Here is a 19,403-nt window from a genome sequence, read left to right on the forward strand (position 1 = left end):
GTGGCCCGGAGCCGATCCCGGTTGCCCCGGCCGCGGGGGCTGGGCGGCGCGGCGCGTCACGGGGCCACGGGGTTCAGGAATTTCGTTCGTCGTCCAACCTTCCCGGATCGCAGCCTGTGCGCCTGATCCTTCAGGAGCGAAGCCGCGGCCTCGCCCGCGACGGGCCGGCTGAACAGGAAGCCCTGCAACTCCGTGGCGCCGATCTCGCGAAGCATCCGGGCTTCGTCCTCGGTCTCGATCCCCTCGGCGGTCACCGCCATCCCGAAATGATGGGCGATGTCGTGCATCGTCCGGACCAGGAACCAGCTCTCGCGCGCCTCACCGAGGCTTCTGATGAAGGTGCGATCGATCTTGAGCCGGTCGAAGGCGAAGTGCTGCAGGTAGCCGAGCGACGAGAAGCCGGTTCCGAAATCATCGAGGGCGATGCTGACGCCGAGGGTGCGGATGGCCGCGACGCCCTCAAGCGCAACGGCGACATCTCCCATCGGGACGCCTTCGGTCAGCTCCAGTTCGAGCCGGCACGCCGCCAGCCCGCTCACCCGCAATGCGGCGGCGACCCGATCCGTGAAGCCCGGATCCTGCAGTTGAACAGGAGAGACGTTCACCGAGACCCGGCAGAATTCCGGCCAATCCGCCGCCTGCCGGCAGGCGGTTTCGAGAACCCAGGCTCCGATCGGGCCGATCGCCCCCGTTTCCTCGGCCAGCGGGATGAAGTCGGCGGGCGAGACCGGCCCCAGGGACGGGTGCTGCCAGCGCAGCAAAGCCTCGCAACTGGTGATCGCCCCCGTCGCCGCCGACACGATCGGCTGGTAGGCGAGGGAAAACTCAGCCCCCGCCAGGGCCGACCGGAGATGCGCGGCCTTCAGATCCCCGATGCGCGCCGGAACCTGCGGGACGCCCGCGCTGCCGATCGCGGAACCCTCCGGGGCGGGACGCTGCGCGGTCAAACCGACCACGGCCGAGCGCTTGACCGGATCGATGCGTGGCCCGGCTTCCTCACGATGCAGGCGCTGCGACGAAACCGCAGGCTCGCTTCTCATGGAAGGGGCTTCCTGAAGAATGCTGTACGCATCGTGGTTTGAGCGCCCTCACGCTTGTCCCAAGTCATCGGCTATCGGACGTTCAAGCCAACAAAGGATAAGACGCAGAGCCTAAGGAAAAGTTATCGTATGTTTACGGAATTAACGCCTCCGGCGATCCCTAACAAACCCTAAAGATCAAGAACACGTTTGCGGTGTTCGCTCCAAGCAGAGGTGGGTACGGTGCGTGATCCTCTTCTCAGCTCCATCAGGTCTCCTTCCTCCGCATGGGGAGAACCTGCGTGATCGCCCTCCAGATTGGGGCCAAGACTTTGCCGGCTATCGGGATCAGCGCGAAGCCGGCGAGCAGTCCGATCACGCCCGCGCCGCCCGCCGTCACCAGCCAGGCGATGACGCCGCCGAGTGCCGGCACGGCCCCGCTTGCGGCCACGGCCGCCTCGTGGATCACGTGTTCGGGGCCGGTAACGCCGTAGCCCGCGAGGCTGTGGACGATGATGCCGCCGCCGACCCAGACCATGGCCGCCGTGCCGACGAGGGCCAGCGCCTTGAGGAAGACGGGCATGCCGCGCACCAGTCCGCGGCCGATCGCGGCCAGCACGCCGCTGCCCCGCCGGGCGAGCGCCAGACCGATGTCGTCGGCCTTCACGATCAACCCGACGGCGCCGTAGACCGCGACCGTGATGCCGATCGCGACGAGCGCCATCACGATGGCGCGCGACCAGACCGAGCCGTCGCCCAAGCCCGATAGGGTGATGGCCATGATCTCGGCCGAGAGGATGAAGTCGGTCTTGATCGCGCCGGAGACCCGCTGGTCTTCCAGAACCTGCGCATTCGGTGCGGCCGCCCTGGCCTTCGCTTCGGCCGTGTGATCGTGGGCCGCGTGCGGCACGATCATCTCGTAGACCTTCTCGGCCCCCTCAAAGGCGAGATACAGGCCGCCGAGCAGCAGGAGCGGCGTGATCGCCCAGGGCGCGAAGGCGCTGAGCAGGAGCGCGGCCGGCAGCAGGAACACCAGCTTGTTGATGAGCGAGCCGCGGGCGATGCGCCAGACGATCGGCAATTCGCGGTCCGGGGTGAAGCCGACCACGTAGCGCGGCGTGACCGCGGCATCGTCGATCACGACGCCGGCCGCCTTGGTCCCGGCCTTGGCGGCCTGGGCCGCCACGTCGTCCAGCGAGGCGGCCGCGACCTTCGTCAGGGCCACCACGTCATCCAAGAGGGCTAGTAGTCCGACGCTCACAGTCGCTTCATCCCGTATTGATGCTCGGCGAGCATATGGCGCAGCGTAGCGGTTAAGCGAGGAGGCGACCCGCGCGGCGGGGCGTGGATCGCTCCCGCGCCACCCTCTTTCGGGGCGATGCTCTATTTCGCGGTGGCGATGGTGACGCCGTCCCAATCCGCGGGCGGCGGCTCCCGGAGGAAGGTTTCCGCGCGGGCCGCGTAGAGCGCGTAGAGGCCGTCGATCCGCAAATCCTTCGCCAGCGCGCGGCAGGCTTCCGCGCCTGCGCGGGTCTCGTCCCATTGCCGGGCGCGATAGGCCGCGATCATCGCGGCGTGCCGGGCCGCGAGCTGCCGGAACGGTTCGGAGCGCCGAAACCCCTCGTCGCCGACGAGGGTGAAGAGGGTCTCGGGCTCGCTCTTGCCCTTCACCTGCACGCGGTCGATCTCGATCACCGGGTAGCGGTCGCGGATCGCCTCCGCCGTCGCCGCGCCCAGCACGATCTTCACCCCGTAGAGCTTGGATTGTCCCTCCAGGCGCGAGGCGACGTTCACGGGGTCCCCGAGCACCGAGTAGTCGAAGCGCAGGTCGGAGCCCATATTGCCGACGACGCAGGCCCCGGTGTTGATGCCGATGCCGATATCCAGCGGGAGGACCGGGTGCCCGCCCGCTTCCGCCTCGCGCCGACGCGCGGCGTTCAGGGCATCCATCCGCGCCAGCATGTCGAGGGCGGCGGCCGCGGCCTGGGCCTCGTGATCGTGGACGGGCAGCGGCGCGTTGCAGAACGCCATGATCGCGTCGCCCATATATTTGTCGATCGTCCCCTGCCGTTCGAGGATCGCGTGGGTGAGCGGCGTGAGGAAGCGGTTCATCAGGGCCGTCAGCCCGGCCGGATCCTCCTTGTAGAACTCCGCGATCGCGGTGAAGCCGCGCACGTCCGAGAACATGATCGTCAGGCGCCGCTCCTCGCCGCCGAGCCGCAGCGGCTCGGGCGAGTGGGCGAGCTGCTCCACGAGGTCCGGCGACAGGTAGCGGCCGAAGGCGGTGCGGATGCGTCGGCGCCCGGCCTGCTCGCGGAAGTAATTGGTGAAGACGAGGGTGAGGTAGACGAGGAAGGTCGTCAGCAGAGGGTAGGTGGCATCGAACAGGACGCCGTGCGCGGTAAAGCGGTACCACGACACGAAGGCGAGCTGCGCCGCGACGATGCCGCCGAACAGCAGCAGGCCGAGCGCCCCGAGGATCGGGGCGAACAGGATGATGGCGAGCGACACCGCCGCGGTCGCGCCGGCCTCGATCAGGGTCGCCTCGTTCGGCGCGGTCAGGGTGGCGCCGGTCAGCAGGTTTTCGAGGAGCTGCGCGTGAATCTCGACGCCGGGCATCGAGCGGTCGAGCGGTGTGGTGCGGTTGTCGAGCAGGCCGACGGCGGAGGTGCCGACGAGGACGATCTTGTCGCGCAGCCGTTCGGCTGGGACCGTCCCGTTCAGGAGATCCTTGGCGGACACGTAGAGGCCGGGATCGTGTGGGCTGAAGCGCACCCAGATCTGCCCGCGCGGATCGGTTGGCACCGTGAGGTCGGGCAGGCGGATCGAGACGACGCCCGCCTCGTCCGTCCGGATCAGCAGGGTGTCGGCCCCGGTCGCCACCCGCAGGATGTCGAGCGCCAGGGTCGGCACGACGGTGCCGCCCGCCCGCAGCACCAGCGGCACCCGCCGCACCACGCCGTCGCCCTCGGGGCTGATGGTGAAGACGCCGCGCCCCGCCGCGGCCTGCTCCAGAAGCGGAAGGTTGCGGATCAGGCCGGGGAAACCGATCAGTGCCGCCTCCGGATCGAAATCCGTCCCCACCACGGCGGTGCCGGTCTGCGGCGGCGGCCCCTCCCCCGTCCAGGCGATGGGGGTGCTCGCGGCGGTCTGGCCCAGCACCACCGGCATGCGCGCGATCGCCTCGGCGAAGACCCGGTCGCTGTCGGGCTGCGCCCGCAGGTCGGCGCGGGCCGCCTCGCTCAGGTCGGGCAGGGTCTGCGCCAGGAGCGGCGGCGACAGGCGGTCGGGCTCGGAGAAGACGATGTCGAAGGCCACGACCGCCGCGCCGGCCTCTTGGAGCTTGCGGCAGATTTCGGCGAGCCGCGTGCGGGTCCAGGGCCACTGGCCGAATGCCTTGAGGCTGGCTTCGTCGAGATCGACGATGGCCACCGGGCGCTCGGCCGGCGGAACCCGCGGTGCCAGCACCTGCAGCGCGTCGAAGGTCCGGACGCGCAGGGCCTCGACCGCCGGGGGATCGGAGATCCGTAACAGCAGCAACAGCACGAGCAAGCCGCCGGCGAGCAGGCGGCCCGGCCCGATGCGGCGGCCGATCGGACCGAGGAGGCCTCGGCGCGCAGGCATCACCGAACTCCGCCTCCCCGGCCCGTCCCGCCGATCCTCGTGACGCGGCGTCAGAACGCGTAGCGCACCGAGGCGCCGCCGTGGATGGTGTCGCCGACGGGCTGCGGCCCGAGCGTGCCGAGGATGAAGCCGTCGAGCGCGAGATCCTGCTGGATCCGGTAGCTGATCCGCGCGCCGTATTCCGCCCAGGTGAGATCCTTGATCGGCGTCGTGAACGGTACCTCCGCCACCGTCCCGTTCAGGCCGCTCTTCAGGCCGAAGCCGTGGGCGACGCCGAGATTGAGCTGCGCCTCGATCGCGGTGCCGAACAGGTGCGTGTACTGCCCGCCGAGCTTGGCGATGTTGATGATGTCGGTGCCGCCGCGGCTCGCCAGGGCGTAGGGGTTCGGGGCGAGCAGGCCCTCGTTATAGGCGCCCGCATATTGCCAGCCGCGGCTGTACTCGACGGCCGCCGCGACCTCGTCCTGCGGCGACAGCCTCGCGACGTATCCGACCCGGCCGAAGACCGAACCGCCGAGGGTCGACACCCGCCCGTTACCCTGGCCGGTCATGTTCCCGAAGGTGTAGCCGCGGCTGTAGGTCGTGTTCTGGCTCGGCGCGAACAGGCCGCCGACATCCACGAATGGCCGCGCCGAACCGAGGCCCGCCGGATCGTAGCGCAGCAGGCCGGCGAAGATCGGCCCGCCGGAGACGCGGACCCGGCCGCTGTCGTAGCCGGTATAGGCGAAGCCGCCGATGGCCATGAGTTCCTCGGTGAGCGCCTTACGGCCCTGCGCACCGACGCTGTAGGAGCCGGCCATGCCGAAGCCGCTGAAGCAATCGCCGCAACTGATCTGCTGGTTGAAGCCGGTGAGCACGCTGCCGAGGACGCGCTGGGTCACGAAGGCGCCGAACCGGTCGCGCGCCAGCCCTTGCGCCGAGGCGATCGCGCTCGTCAGGTCCGGTCCCGGCGGCTCGGTCGGGCGGTTGGGCTCGGTCTCGCCGAACTGGAGGTAGGCGCTGCCGGCGTCGTAGCCGACGATCGGCTGGAGGCCCTGCACCGGCGTGGTGAAGCGAATGGTGGTGAACTGGCCGGTCAGCCCCGCGCTCGCCACCAGGATCGGCAGCCGCACCGGCGTGATGTAGGCGAGGTTGGAGGGCGTGATCTGCAGGATGCCCCCGGAGGCGATCGTCGCGGTCGCCGGGGTGACGAGCCGGCTCGCCGCCGTCAGCGACAGGCTCGTCGCCAGCGTCGAGCCCGCCCCGAACACCACCGGCCCCTCCGCCGTCAGCGTGCCGGTGGGGTTGGCCGCGTTGCCGGGCGCCACGAATCCCCCGGATTGGACCGTGAGCGCGCCGACCCGGCCGGTTCCGGTCAGGCCCGCGCCGGGCCCGACGGTCAGGATCGACGACCCCGTGAGCGCTCCATCGACCTGGAGGATGCCGGCGGTGACCGCGGTGGCGCCGCCATAGGTGCCGGTGCCGGACACGACCAGCGTGCCCAGCCCGGCCTTCTCCAAGGCGCCGGGCCCGGAGATCGGACCCGACAGGGCGACCGTTCCGGCGCCGGAATCGATCGTCGCGGCGGCGGGGCCGGCGAGGCGGATCGCGTTCTCCACCGTGTAGCCGCTGCCGAGGAAGGCCAGACGGGTGCCGGAATCCAGCGCGATGGCGCCCGTGCCGGCAGCGCCCGGCCGGCCGAGCGCGAGCGTGCCGCCCGCCACCGTCGTCCCGCCGCGATAGCTGCTCGCCGCCGTCAGGTTCAGCGTGCCGTCTCCGACCTTCGCCAGCGCGAGGGCGCCGCCGCCCGCACCGTCTTGCAGCACGGTCCCGGTCGTGCCGCCGGCTCCCAGCGTCAGCGTTGCCGCGGGGGGCGCCGCGTTCTGGATCACGCCGCCCTCCCCCGTCAGGGTGCCGATGCCGAGCGCGTGGCCGGCCAGACTCACGGTGCCGGCATTGGTCAGGGCGGTGAGGTCGGCCAAGGGCCCGGACAGCGTGAGGCTTGCTCCGGCCCCGTTCGTCACCGGCCCCGCGATCCGGCCCTGGGCCGTGACCGTGGCGCCGTTCGTCAGCGCACCGGTGACAAGGCTGCCGGCGCCGAGCGCGAGACTGCCGCCGGTGATCGTCACCGCGCCGTTCAGCGTGCCGGTGTTGGTCACCGCGCCCGCCGTGCTCGTCAGCGCTCCGGCCGTGCCGCGGTTGGTAAAGCCGCCGCTGTTCGACACCGGCCCGGCGATGGTGCCGTCGTTTGTGGCGGAGCCGGCATTGGTGAGACCGCCGCCCACCGTGCCCGCATTGGCGAAGCGGCCCCCGACCCCTGTCGTCACCGCGGAGGCCAGCGTGCCGCCGGGCGCGAGCGTGAGCGTGCCGCCGGCCACCGTCGTGATCCCGCTGAAGCTGTTCACGCCCGCCAAAGTCTGGCTTCCGCCGGAGAGCACCACATCGCCGGTGCCCGTGATGCGGCCGGAAAACGTGCCGGAGGCGTCCGTTAGGGTGAGGCGGTTGGCGCCGAGCGCCACCGTGCCGGCTTGGCCGACGGCGGTATCACCGAGGCTTCGGATGGCGGCGCCACCGTTCAGCCGGGCGATGTCGAAGGTGGCGCCGCTGGCCAGGGCGACCCCGCTCGACGCAGCGAGGGAGCCGTTGCCGGCGAGCGCCAGCGTGCCGGCCTCGATTGTCGTCGCGCCGGTATAGATGCTTGCGCCCGAGAGGGTCAGCGTGCCGGCCCCGAGCTTGCGCAGGCCGATCCCCGCCGCCTGCCCGGTCAGGCCGGTGGCGATGGTGGCGGCGACGCCTGCATCGACGGTGACGAAGCTCTGGCCCGCCGTGGTGAAGGGGTCGCCGGTCAGGTTGAGCGTGCCGGTCCCACCGAGCCGATAGCCGTCGACGGCGAATTGAAGGCCCTGGACGTTCTGCGCCCCGGCCACCGTCACCGTGCCGGCGCTGCCGGCAAAGAGGCCGACGCCGGAGCGCCAGATGTCGTTGATCTGCCCGCCGGGCAGGCGGGTCCAGTTGGTGCCGCCCGCGCTCCAAGTGCCGGTGCCGCCCTGGCCGCCGGCCGTGGCGCCGGTGGTATCGGTGCCGTCCCAGAGCTGGACCGACTGGTTGCCGTTGACCAGCAGCAGGTTCACCTGGGCCGGGATGTCGGTGTAGACCAGCGCGCTCGTGCTGGCGCTCGGCATGGTGATGCGATCGAAGCCGCCCGAGACCGTGCCGCCGTAATTGAACAGCCGGTAGGCGCCCGAGGCCGGCGCGGCCGTGGCGCCCGCCGCCGAGACGAGGCTGAGCGTGCCGCCGAGCCCGAGATTACCGCCGACATTGATGAGGTCGTTGCTCGCCCCGCCGACGAGGCCCGGGCTGCCGAACTCGAACAGCGAGGTCGAGCCGGGGTTGAGGCTGTAATTGCCGGCGACCGTCAGCGTGCCCGGCGAGTTGCCGGCCGAGACGGTGCCGCCGTTGACGATCACCGAGCCCGCCACGGTGCCGGACCCCAGCAGGGTGCCGCCGGCATTGACGGTGAGGGTCGCCGTGTTGGCCATGGTGTCGCCGAAGGTGCCGTTGACCGCCAGCGTCCCGGCATTGACGGCGGCCGTGCCGGTGAATCGGGCCGACGGCCCGTTGCTGCCGGTGAGCGTCGTGACGCCCGTGCCCGATTGGTTCAGGGTTCCGGATCCGGAAATGATGCCGGCAAAATCCAGCCGGTCCGAGCGGTTGAAGGTCAGCGTGCCGTTGGCCACGACATTGCCGGGGATCGCGCCGGCCGTGCCGCCGTCGCCGAGTTGCAGGGTGGCACCGGCATTCACCTGCGTGCCCCCGCCATAGCTGTTGGCCCCGGTCAGGACCACGCGGCCGGCCCCGCCCACGGTGAGCCCGCCGGGGCCCCCGACCACGCCGGTCAGGGTGAGGCTCGCCTCCGCATCCGGTGCCAGCGTGCCGCCCGAGGCGCCGAGCGTGAGCGCGCGGCCGCTGGTGAAGTCGGCTCTCGTGGCGAGCGTGCCGCCGCCGAAGCTCAGACCGCCCGTCGCCGCGCCGAGGCTGGCATCGCTCGCCACCACGATCGTGCCGCCGTTCAGGGCGGTGCCGCCGCTATAGGTGTTGGCGCCCAAGAGCGTCAGCGTGCCGGTTCCGACCTTGGTTAGGCTGCCCGCGCCGGAAACCGTCCCGGCGAAGGTCGTTGAGCGTCCGTCGCCCCCCGCGGTCAGAGTGCCAGCCCCCAGCGTGACGCTGCCAGCGCCAGCGAGCGAGCCGATGGTCTGTCTGAGACCGGCGAGGTCGAGGGTCGCGCCCCCGGCCAGGGTGAAGGCAGACGTGCCTGCGAAGGCATCGTTGATCCCCGCCCGCAGCGTGCCGGCCGAGACGAGGGTTGCGCCGGTATAGCTGCTCGGGCCTGCGAGCGTCTGCGTACCACCCGCGAGCGTCAGGCCACCGGCGCCGGTGATCGCGCCAGAGAAGGTGCCGGCGGCGTTGGTGAGCGTCAGGCGATTGAAGCCGAGGTTCACCGTTCCAGTTTGGCCCACAGCAGTGTCGGACAGGCCGGCGATCGCGGTGCCGCCGTTGGCCAGCCCCGCAATGTCAAAGCTGGCGCCGGTCGCCAGAGCCACACCGCTCGACGATGCAATCGCGCCCGAACTGGTGAGCGCCAGCGTGCCGCCGCTGACAGTGGTGGCGCCGGTATAGGTGTTGCGTCCCGTGAGCCCCAGCCGGCCGCCCGCGAGGGTGATGCCGCCGCCTGTTGCGTTGAGGATGCCACCGGCATCGCGGATTGTGCCGGCGAAGCTGCCCGAGCTCTCAATGATGGCGAGCGTCTGCGCGCCCAGCGTGACGGTTCCGGAACCCGACAGGTCGATGATGCGCGCGCCTGCACTGGTCTGCGACAAGTCGAGTTCGCCACCGACGCCGACCAAACGAGAAGCGGCGATCGCGCCCGAGCCGGCGAGCGCCAGCGTGCCATCGGTCACGGAGGTGATGCCAGTATAGGTGTTGTTGCCCGTGAGCGTCAGCTGGCCCGCACCAAGAGTGAGGCCGCCCCCCGCCGTATCGACGACACCGCCGGCATCGCGGATCGTGCCGGCGAAGCTGGTCGAGCCTCTGGTGACGGTGAGCGTCTTTACACCGAGGGTGACCGTGCCGGAGCCCGAAAGGGTGACGACGTGCGCGCCCGTGCTCGTCTGCGTCAGATCGAGTTCGCCGGTGACGCTGACCGAGCGTGAGCCGGCGATCGTGCCCGTGTCAGCCAGCACCAGCGTGCCGGCCTCAATCGTCGTCGCGCCGCTGTAGGTGTTGGCACCGGTCAGGGTCAGGGTGCCGGCCCCGGTCTTCGTCAACCCGCCCGCGCCCGTGAGCGGCCCGCCCGCGACCATCGCCACTCCGGGAGCCGCGTCGATCGCCCCGCCGGCCGCCCCCAGGGTGACGGTCCGCGCCGTCGAGAGGGCAGCCGTGGCTTGAAGCGTTCCGCCATCGAGCAGAATCCCGCCCGACGGCGCGCCGAGATTGGCGTCGCTGCTCACGGCAAGCGTCCCGCCCAGAACCTGCCACGGGGTCACCGCCGATGTGGTTCCGGTGAGGGTCCAGGCCCCCGCATCGACCTTCTGGAACACGCCGAAATTCTGGTACTGCGCGCCGATCGCGGCGGTGGAGAAGGTGCCGTCGGTCGCGCCGCCGAGGATGAGCCGGTCGGAGGCGCTGAAGGCGGCGACCGTTCCCTGGATCTGCGCGGTCGAGGTCAGGGTGAGGCTGTTGAGGCCCCCGTTGAAGCTGATGGCCCGGTCCGTCTCCGCCGCGGCGGGGCCTGTGGCGCCCGCGCCGACGGCAATGAGGCCGGAATTGACGATGGCGAGATTGGTGCCGACGATGGCCGTTCCACCAAGGCCACCGCCGCCTGCGGCGGCGCTCGCGCCGGTGGCTCCCGCGCCGCCGGTGATCGTCCCGGCATTGATCAGGGTGGCGCCGCCGCCGGGGGCGAACACGCCGATCCCGCCGGCGCCGCTGCCGGTTCCGCCGGTCCCACCCGCGACCCGGCCCGCAGCGAGGTTGGTGAAGCGGCTCGCGCCCTCGAGCCGGAGGCCGGCACCGCCCGTGCCGCCGATCCCGGCCGCTCCCACCGCGACGGAGGCCCCCAGCGCGCCGGGGTCCCCGCCCGCCCCGCCCCGGCCACCGGCGATGAGGCCGGAACTGGTGAAGTCGGCGCCGATGAGCTGCGCCCCGATGCCGCCCGCGCCGCCCTGGCCACCGGACCCGCCCCGGCTCTCCGGGGTGAAGCCCGGCAGGCCGCCCGCCCCGCCCTGTCCCCCGTCTCCGCCCAGAACGGTCCCGGCATTGCCGGGGCCGGTCACGCCGCTGATCCGCAGCCCGGTGCCACCCGTACCCCCGGTGCCACCTGTGCCGCCGGAGGCATCGCGCGGGCCGATCGGCCCCTCGGTGCTTCCGGCGGACGCGCCGCCCTGGCCACCGATGCCGCCCGCCCCGCCGGCGATGGTGCCGATGTTGCCGAACATCTCCGCGCCGGTCAGTTGCACGCCGACCCCGCCGCGACCGCCGGCCCCGCCCGTCCCTCCGGTGCCGCCGATGGCGACCGGCGCCCCCGACGGTCCCACGAATTCGACGAAGCCGGGCGCGCCGAGGGCGCCGCCGCCGCCCGTGCCGCCGGTGATGGTTCCGGCATTGGACAACCGGGTGCCGGCCGGTCCGGAGAGCCCGGCGCCGCCTTCGCCGGCCGCGCCGAGGACCGTGCGCGGCGCCCGGCCGGGAAATCCGAGGCCGCCGCCGAGGCCGCCGGCCCCACCCGTGATCGTGCCGCCCGCCGCGTTGAGGAAGGGGCTGGAGCCCGACAGGAACACGCCGATCCCGCCCGCGCCGCCGTCGCCCGCGGTGCCGCCATCGGCCCGCGCCGTGCCCCCGCCGCTGCCGCCGCCGCCACCCAGGATCGCCCCGGCATTGGTGAAGGAGACCGTTCCCGCGTTGCGCAGGCCAATGCCGCCCTCGCCGCCGCCGCCAGCGGCCTGCGCGTCGCCGCCCGCGCCGCCGGCCCCGCCCTGCAGGATTCCGGCGGCCCGGTTGGCGCTCGACCCTCCGGCCCCCGCGACGCCCGCGCCGTCGCCGCCGGCCCCGCCGCCGCCGCCACCCTGGAAGCTGCCCGGCGCCGTGGCATCGTAGTTCGTCGCGGTTCCGCCCCGGCCACCGTTGCCGCCGGTCAGCGTCGCCGCGTTGTCGATCAGGGGGCCGGTGCCGTTGCCGCTCGCGCCGCCGCCGCCACCGCCCGCACCGCTCGTGGAGAAGGGCGCGTCGCCGCCGTCGCCGCCGTTCGGCGCCACGGTCGTGCCACCGGCTCCGCCCGTGCCGCCCGGGGTCGCGACCAGCCCTTCGGCGCCGTCGAAGAAGCCGTAGCCGCTGCCGCCCGCTCCGCCGGCAAGGCCCGGTCCGCCACCGTTGCCGCCCCCGCCGGCCCCGGAACTGCCGAGATCGCCGCCGGGATCGGCGCTGTCGGCGGGCGCGTCGGCGCCGGGCCTGCCATTGCCGAGCGTGCCGCCCGACGAACGCCCGCCCGCTCCGCCGCTCGCCGGCCAGGCCGGTGCCTCCTGGAGCAACATGGCGAGCACGGCACTCCCGACGAAGACAGTCGTAAGCAGCGCGTCGCGTTGATGCTGAGCCATGCCCCTAACCCCGTCTTCCCGTCGCACCGAGACTGCGAGAGCCGTATCCGGCCTGATGGCATCAGGCCGGCGTCTCGCGGTCTTTCGTTTCAACGCGCTTTCTTTCGCCGAACCGGCGTCCGCTTCGTCGGAAAGCACTGAACCGCCCGCTTTCGAAGCCGTGTACTTCAGTCACGGGCCCGAAGTCGGGCCTTATTTTTCAAATGGTCTCACGCAAAGAACATTATTTTTGCGACAAGTTTGTCCGAAAGCCCTGCAACCCCCTTTCGGAGTGATGCTCTCACCGGTGCTTGCCTCGGCGTGGCGGCTTCCTCGATTGTGCATCTCCGCGGCTGGATCTGCACGCATCGGCGAAAAAATCTCCCTGACCGGAACAGTCCCCGCTCAGAGGTGGATCTGCGGGCGAAATGATTGGCGATTATGTAGCTTGCAAACTCGTTGGCCGTTCCGTACCACCGTAGGCAGGCAACGGAACGATAATCATGGTCGCATCGCCTACCGCTAAAACAGCTAAGTCTCTGACAGAATTCCTTGAAATAATTGCGAAGCTTGAGCCACAGACAAGAGGTTTCTACACTTTTAGAGGCGAAAGGAATGCGGCATGGAGCTTGGCGCCCGGGGTGTTGAGGCCTAATCGCAAGAAACTGTTAGTTCACGAACGAGACGCAGTTAGAGAGCTTCTCTCAGTACATCCCAACGAGTTTCTGACCGACACTACCATGTTCGACAAACTGGTGAGGATGCAACATTATGGTCTTCCAACAAGGCTATTAGACGTCAGCGCAAACCCCTTAGTAGGCTTATTTTACGCTACAGAGGTGGTTGACCCGGCACTAGAGCCTGAGGCTGACGGCAAAGTTTCTTACATCAGGGTTCCAGACATACGTAGGAAGTATTTCGATAGCGATGCTGTGAGCTGTATTGCCAACTTGGCCAATATGGCGGAGCCGGAAAAAGCCGTTTTATACAAGCAGCGTCGCGACGCGCGCGGTGAATTCAATAAACTGATAGAGGTGGATCGCTTGGTCCAATTTATCCGTATCGAGAAACCGTCATTCCGGAGGAACGTAAATCCAAGAGACTTGGACAGGGTTTACTACGTCGTCCCTAAATTAAATAATCGAAGGATCATTGCCCAGAACGGAGCTTTTCTTATATTCGGGCTATCGCTGCGCCCTGCAACTCCACTTCAAGACCCCATTCAGATCAGATCAATCAAGATCCCCGCCGCCCATAAAGCTCAAATTCGAAAAGAACTATCTATGCTCGGCGTGACGAAAAGTTCGTTATTCCCGGAAATCGACCATGCGGCAGACCATATAGTCGATCGCTACAAGTGACTTCCTACCGTTCAGCATCCTTCTTCCTACCGGTCAACTTCCTCACTCGCTCGGCGAACCGCTCAGGATCATCATCGGTCCCGAGTTCCTGAGCGGCTTTGATGAAGCGCTCAGATTGGGTGAGGCCGTCGTCGGGCGTCAGCTTCTGGGCGCCGAGCTTAGTGGGTTTGGGCTTGGCAGTATCTTTTGTCATTCGCCTTTTCTCCTCATGCCCAGTTTGTCTCGGCGCAAATAATAAAAGCGATGACGACTGCGGGCCTTTCCGGCTGACTTGGATATGATTTTTTTCTCAACTAGACCGTCGAGCACCTTTTTGGTTGCCCTCCAATCCTTCGCTATTACTAAGCCTGCATCTGTTACACTTAACTTCTCTTGGTCAGCCAAATAATTGACTATAATCTTTTCGCTTTCGGTAAGAGTGGCATAAAGTTCCGGATTTATCGAGGCCGCCGCTTCGGTTCGAACGAACTGTCGCCGGTGTTCTTGATCGTTTTCCAGTGTAACTGAGACTTGGAACGTGCCAATCTGCTTTTGGGCAAAGCGCGGATCTGGAAGGTTGGCGTCTCGCATGTCTTGCCGCATGCGCCGCGTCCCCTCAAACGCGCATTGTACGTAATCAAAGTAATACAATGCCCACATCAAGTTCGGGTTCCGAGGATTATGGGCCTCATAAACCGTTTCGGCGGTTGTCGGCGGCATGAACGCGCCGGGGCTTTCAATAACCATCTTATCTTCAAACATTTTCACAAAAATATTCATGTGTTTTAAATTGTATGATCTGTGCACTGCTGCATTGACAACAGCCTCCAACCAAACTGCCCTAGGATATTCTGGATTAGTCGCAAATCTTCCGTCAGGGCTAAGTCTCGTAAAGTTCCTAATCTGAGAGGCGATGAACTGGTCTGCTTCTGCTATCTGACGCGCCAACGGTCCCTCGAAAAGTCTGTCGGCAACGTTGTTCAGATTGCCTCCAAATTTCTCTTCAACACCATCATACCGAATGACACGGATGTACGCCCCGGGGGCGACCACCCTTGGATCTCGTGCAAATAACAAGGCACAGGCGAGGTTCGGCTCAAACCCGGATCGGCCTTTTTTGCCGAGCTTCGTAAGCAACAGCACATCCTCAACAGAATATGGCTGCGCCAATCGGCGTTTTGTAACATACTGATCACGGTACTGTGCCATGAGAACAACATCAAAGTCGTCTGGGTACTTGAGCGCGCTTACCTTTTCCGACTCGACGTCCAGCTCACCCTTATTCAGGCGCACCTCGCGCTTTTCTGCCTCTGTCAATTTCCTCTTCTGATCGCCCTCACGAACAAACGCATTCCCGTCAACGGTCTCAACGAGCTTGTCTTCTCGATATTGGACGCGCAGCGCAATAATAAAGTCGTCTTCCCCCCTTTTGTTGGTAACTTTTACTTTCTTGATGTCGAAGCGGGCATCTGAACAGAGGCGCCTAACAGTTTCAATTTCGTTGATGTGCTCTTGTTCAATGCTCTTGCAGCCAGAGATGGCGCCATCATCATCGACGCCTACGAAAATAATTCCGCCTGAAGGTTGGGTGTTAGCCCACATAGAAAGATTGTCTGCAAGGTCTTTCCTGGATACAGCGGCTCTCTTCCTTTCGATGCGACTGTCCTCCTTGAACCGCTCAACCGCTGCCTGATCCAGGCCGTCGAATATATCGTCGGGCGTCCAAAGCTGCGGCAGCGTGTCCAAGGGGGCGTTGAAGTCGAACGTAAGCTGGTTGCCCGCCAAGCTTTTTCTCCCTGTCGACTACATGTCGACTGCATGTCGACTTGGGCCAAAAAGCCCTGATTTTACAACAGATTGCTCTCGACACTCGTCTCGCCACCTACCGGCGGGATGGCTTAGATCGCGTCAGAGCGAGCTAATCGATACGTGAGGCGCTTGCCAACCACGCCTTTCAGAGCCCGGTCGGTCCGCTCCACATCGCCAATGCCAAGCTTGACCCTGTGATTGTAGCGGAAATCGAATTCCGCCAGATACCGGTGCAGGTGCTGCTTGCCGCAGTGCTGATAGACGCCCTTCATGCCGCGCTTAAAGACGGAGAAGTAGCCTTCGACCGTGTTCGTATGGACGATGCCGCGCACGTACTCCCCCTGACGGTGGGACGTGATCTGATGATCGATGAAGCCCTTGCCGAGCTTCACGTAATGGCCTGCCTCGTCGGTGAAGAGGCTGGCTTCCTTGGCGATGTTCGCGGCCAGGATCGGCTTCACCGTATCGGGCTTGAGGTCATCGACAACAACGGAGCGAACCTGCTTCGTCTCGCGATCCACAAGGCTCAGCACCTTCATCTTATGGTGATAGGCGCGCTTCTTCGGCTTGCCGGGCTCGCGACCGATGAACGTCTCATCGGCTTCCACGATGCCGCCAGCGCCGGGCATGCCATCAACGCCACCGAATGGGGCTAGAGCGCCTTCGCGCATGGCCTCACGGATACGGTGCGCGAGGAACCATGCGGTCTTGTACTGAACCTCAAGCACGCGGTGCAGTTGGTGCGCGCTGATGCCCTTCTTGGAAGAGCACATCAGATGCACGGCCTGTAGCATTTTATGCAGCGGCATGCGGGCGTGCTCGAAGACGGTGCCAACCTTGACCGTGAACTGCTTCTTGCAGTCGCCGCACTTGTGGAGGCCCATGCGGACGCGGGCTTCCTTGTTCGCCTTGATTTTGCCGATGCGGCCCATGCCGCCGCAGTGTGGGCACGCCGGGCCCTGCGGCCAAAGCGTCTTCTCAAGCCAATCGAAGGCGGCTTCTTCGCAGTGAAACTGGGGCTGGCTGAGAACGGACATAACTCGGGCTCCGACGCTCAAGCTGTACCGCGCGAACGCCGGGTTTGCAAGCTACATAATCGCCAAATGATTGGCCTCTGCTGTCCTTCCCGGTCGAGTGCCGCAGGACGATACCGTCGCGCTCCCTCTCCATGAAACCGGACACTGTCGGCCTTGCCCGTCTTCTGCATGCGGAGGATGCGGAAACTTTACGATGTGTGGGAAGTGCGCAACAGGCCCGCGCCGAAATCGGCCGGGCAACGGGAATGAGGCTCTGCCGCCGGAGGCGATCGCGACCCTCCGGCAGCAGATCGGAGCCGATCTGCGCGACCTCTACCGGCCCGATCGATCGGTCTCGGGCGCCCCGTAAAACGGCTTGTCTTGGACGGATGCGGACATTTGTGAAACGGGGCGTGTGCGCGCCGTCGATATGCAACACCCTCGGGAAAAGCTTATGACACCATTGCCGCGGCTGGTTTCGCGTCTAGGATCATTTGACTTCACCAATGGACCACGCCGTGATGCGCCTCGTCAGACGGATTTGTGTCGCCGGCTTCGCCGGTGGCCTCGCGCTCGGCCTGGCCGGCCCGGGCTCGGCCCAGCAGATCGGTGCGACGACGGTCGTGAAGAACGACGTGTCCCGCCTGAAGGGCGCGCAGAAGAACAGCCTCGCCGAGGGCGACACGGTGTTCCGCGACGAGGCGGTGCAGACCGGCGCGGACAGCCTCGCCAAGCTCGTCTTCCTCGACCAGACCAATCTCTCGATCGGGCCGAACGCGCGCATCACGCTCAACCAATACGTCTATTCGGAGGAGCGCCCCGCCGGGAAGGTGGCGCTCAACCTGCTGAAGGGCACCTACCGCTTCGTCACCGGCGACCTCGACAAGAAGGCCTACGAGATCAAGACGCCCGTCGCGACGATCGGCGTCCGGGGAACGGTGTTCGATGTCTGGACGACGGGCGCGCGCTCGGTGATCACCCTCGTCGATGGCGAGGTCCGGGTCTGCACGCGCCAAGCCAGCCCGCAGGCCTGCCTCACCCTGGACCAGCCCGGCTCGGTCGTCATCGTGACCGCCGGCGGCGTGACCCCGGCCCGGCCCGGCTCCGCGACGCGTTTCAGCTTCGGCGGCTATTGCGGAGCCAATCCGGGCCTGTGCACGCCGACCCGCTTCTCGGAGAGGGGTGGCGGACCGCCACCGGCCGCCTTCGCCGCCTTGTGCGGCCGCTGAGGCCCATTCCGAACGCGAGCGTGCGGAGCCGCTTCCGGCCGAGTGTCCTGGCTTGGGTTTCCGTTGGATCGGTGCCGATCGAACAGTGGGTGCCATGGTGGGACGTCAGACAGCGTCGTCGAGCGTCGAACTGAGGCCGGGACCGTATTGGAAGCGCCGTGACATCGCCTCGGGAGCGATGACCGCGTTCAACGCCTCCGCCACCCATCCGGCAGGCCGCCGGGAATCTTGCGGGCAAAAATGCATCATTTATTGCGATTCTTGTTTCCCGTGAAGCGAAGCTGCGGGGCTGGCTTTTGCCGGTTTTTGATTTGTTGATCTATTGGCACGGCTCTTTTGTTTATATATTTTTGCAAAGCGCCTCAGTATATTATTTTTTATAATCACATTACAATAAAACAACTGCGAATAGTCGGTGTTTTCATATCTGCGATTTATTTATCTTATGGCACATCTTATTGTTTTATATTTTATTTCTGGCCGTCGTTTATGGAGCGATTTGCTTCCATGGATTTTCTGTAATTTATTTCCGAAATCAGAGTTTTATAAATTGATTTACATTTGTGGCGCAACAACCCGTCCCGTTATGGGGCCGGGATTAAGTAGCCTGCCATGTTTATAAAGCGCAGCTTAGAGCGCCTAACAGAACCGTCTGATTTGGTTGAGGGTGATAAGGCTTGCCGCGAGGCTGGTGAAGGCCTCGTAGATGTCGGCGCGACGCTCGTATGGCCTCGTAGATGTCGGCGCGACGCTCGTATCGGATGGGTAGGCGGCGGAAGCGGTTGAACCAGGCATGGGTCCGCTCCACGACCCAGCGGTGGCGACCGAGTTTTTCGCGGCTCTCGATCCCCTTGCGGGCGATACGCGGCACGATCCCACGCGCCCGGCACTCCTGGCGCCGCGCCTTGGCCTCGTAGGCCTTGTCGGCGTGCAGCTTGTCGGGGCGTCGGCGCGGTCGACCGCGCCGGCCCGTGCTCAGCGGCGGGATGGCATCGAGGGTCGGCGCCATCTGCGGGCTGTCGTGCCGGTTGGCGCCCGTCAGCCTCACGCCGAGCGGCGTGCCGCGGGCGTCGGTGACAAGGTGGCGCTTCGTGCCCGGCTTGCCCCGGTCCGTCGGGTTCGGGCCGGTGGCAAGCCCCCCTTTTTGGCCGGGACGGAGGCACTGTCCAGGCTCGCCCGACGCCAGTCGATCTCACCGGCCGCGTGCAGGCGCTCCAACAGAACCTGATGCAGCCGTGCCCACACGCCGGCCGTCTGCCAGTCGCGCAGGCGCCGCCAGCAACTCATGCCGCTCCCGCAGCCCATCTCGGCCGGCAGCATCTCTCAGGGCAGGCCGGAGCGCAGCACGAACAGGATCCCGGTCAGCGCCGCCCGATTGTCGATCGGAGGCCGTCCGCCCTTCGGGCGCGGCCGAGGTGGCGGCAGGAGCGCGGCAATCTCGGTCCAGAGATCAGGGGNCCGGCCGCGTGCAGGCGCTCCAACAGACCCTGATGCAGCCGTGCCCACACGCCGGCCGTCTGCCAGTCGCGCAGGCGCCGCCAGCAACTCATGCCGCTCCCGCAGCCCATCTCGGCCGGCAGCATCTCCCAGGGCAGGCCGGAGCGCAGCACGAACAGGATCCCGGTCAGCGCCGCCCGATTGTCGATCGGAGGCCGTCCGCCCTTCGGGCGCGGCCGAGGTGGCGGCAGGAGCGCGGCAATCTCGGTCCAGAGATCAGGGGCAAGCAGAGGTCGAGCCATCCACAACCAACGCTTCCCCC

General features: G+C 67.1%; 9 protein-coding genes and 2 pseudogenes. 2 read left to right on the forward strand and 9 right to left on the reverse strand.

Annotated elements, in window-relative coordinates; genetic code table 11:
• Positions 1-56 precede the first annotated feature (56 nt).
• The 4 genes from ASF53_RS22955 to ASF53_RS22970 form a co-directional block, all read right to left on the reverse strand.
• A complete protein-coding gene (locus tag ASF53_RS22955) occupies positions 57-1,040 on the reverse strand; it encodes a putative bifunctional diguanylate cyclase/phosphodiesterase (RefSeq protein ID WP_056204397.1) in 984 nt (327 codons plus the stop codon).
• Positions 1,041-1,287: 247 nt separating this feature from the next.
• On the reverse strand, positions 1,288-2,280 hold the full coding sequence (locus ASF53_RS22960; protein ID WP_056204399.1) for a DUF808 domain-containing protein: 993 nt from the start codon (positions 2,278-2,280) through the stop codon (positions 1,288-1,290).
• A 122-nt stretch (positions 2,281-2,402) separates the two neighbouring features.
• Positions 2,403-4,643: a CHASE2 domain-containing protein gene (locus ASF53_RS22965; RefSeq protein WP_056204402.1), complete on the reverse strand. Its 2,241-nt coding sequence runs from the start codon at positions 4,641-4,643 to the stop codon at positions 2,403-2,405.
• A gap of 50 nt (positions 4,644-4,693) precedes the next feature.
• Positions 4,694-12,271: a beta strand repeat-containing protein gene (locus tag ASF53_RS22970; protein ID WP_056204405.1), complete on the reverse strand. Its 7,578-nt coding sequence runs from the start codon at positions 12,269-12,271 to the stop codon at positions 4,694-4,696.
• A 482-nt stretch (positions 12,272-12,753) separates the two neighbouring features.
• Here ASF53_RS22970 and ASF53_RS25430 point away from each other — a divergent pair, with 482 nt between their 5' ends.
• Positions 12,754-13,611 carry an FRG domain-containing protein gene (locus tag ASF53_RS25430; protein WP_082482940.1) on the forward strand — a complete coding sequence of 286 codons (858 nt, stop codon included), beginning with the start codon at positions 12,754-12,756 and terminating at the stop codon, positions 13,609-13,611.
• A gap of 4 nt (positions 13,612-13,615) precedes the next feature.
• On the opposite strand, the gene ASF53_RS22975 is transcribed toward ASF53_RS25430, so the two are convergent.
• The 3 genes from ASF53_RS22975 to ASF53_RS22980 form a co-directional block, all read right to left on the reverse strand.
• Positions 13,616-13,804 (reverse strand): hypothetical protein, encoded by a 189-nt coding sequence (locus ASF53_RS22975; protein WP_056204408.1) that lies wholly within the window; start codon positions 13,802-13,804, stop codon positions 13,616-13,618.
• Positions 13,801-15,375: an RNA/DNA-binding domain-containing protein gene (locus tag ASF53_RS25435; protein WP_082482941.1), complete on the reverse strand. Its 1,575-nt coding sequence runs from the start codon at positions 15,373-15,375 to the stop codon at positions 13,801-13,803. Before ASF53_RS25435 ends, ASF53_RS22975 begins: the two co-directional genes overlap by 4 nt.
• Before the next feature lie 113 nt (positions 15,376-15,488).
• A complete protein-coding gene (locus ASF53_RS22980) occupies positions 15,489-16,436 on the reverse strand; it encodes an IS1595 family transposase (RefSeq protein ID WP_056204412.1) in 948 nt (315 codons plus the stop codon).
• Between the two features lie 485 nt (positions 16,437-16,921).
• Between ASF53_RS22980 and ASF53_RS22985 the strand changes: the two genes are divergently transcribed.
• On the forward strand, positions 16,922-17,644 hold the full coding sequence (locus ASF53_RS22985; RefSeq protein ID WP_056204415.1) for a FecR family protein: 723 nt from the start codon (positions 16,922-16,924) through the stop codon (positions 17,642-17,644).
• A 639-nt stretch (positions 17,645-18,283) separates the two neighbouring features.
• Here ASF53_RS22985 and ASF53_RS25440 read toward each other — a convergent pair.
• Both ASF53_RS25440 and ASF53_RS26465 read right to left on the reverse strand, forming a co-directional pair.
• A pseudogene (locus tag ASF53_RS25440) lies at positions 18,284-19,096 on the reverse strand (IS5 family transposase); the annotation flags it as partial.
• A gap of 6 nt (positions 19,097-19,102) precedes the next feature.
• Positions 19,103-19,383, reverse strand: a pseudogene (locus ASF53_RS26465) (transposase); the annotation flags it as partial.
• Positions 19,384-19,403: the final 20 nt, after the last annotated feature.

This window comes from Methylobacterium sp. Leaf123 (assembly GCF_001423405.1).
Taxonomy (GTDB): Bacteria; Pseudomonadota; Alphaproteobacteria; order Rhizobiales; family Beijerinckiaceae; genus Methylobacterium.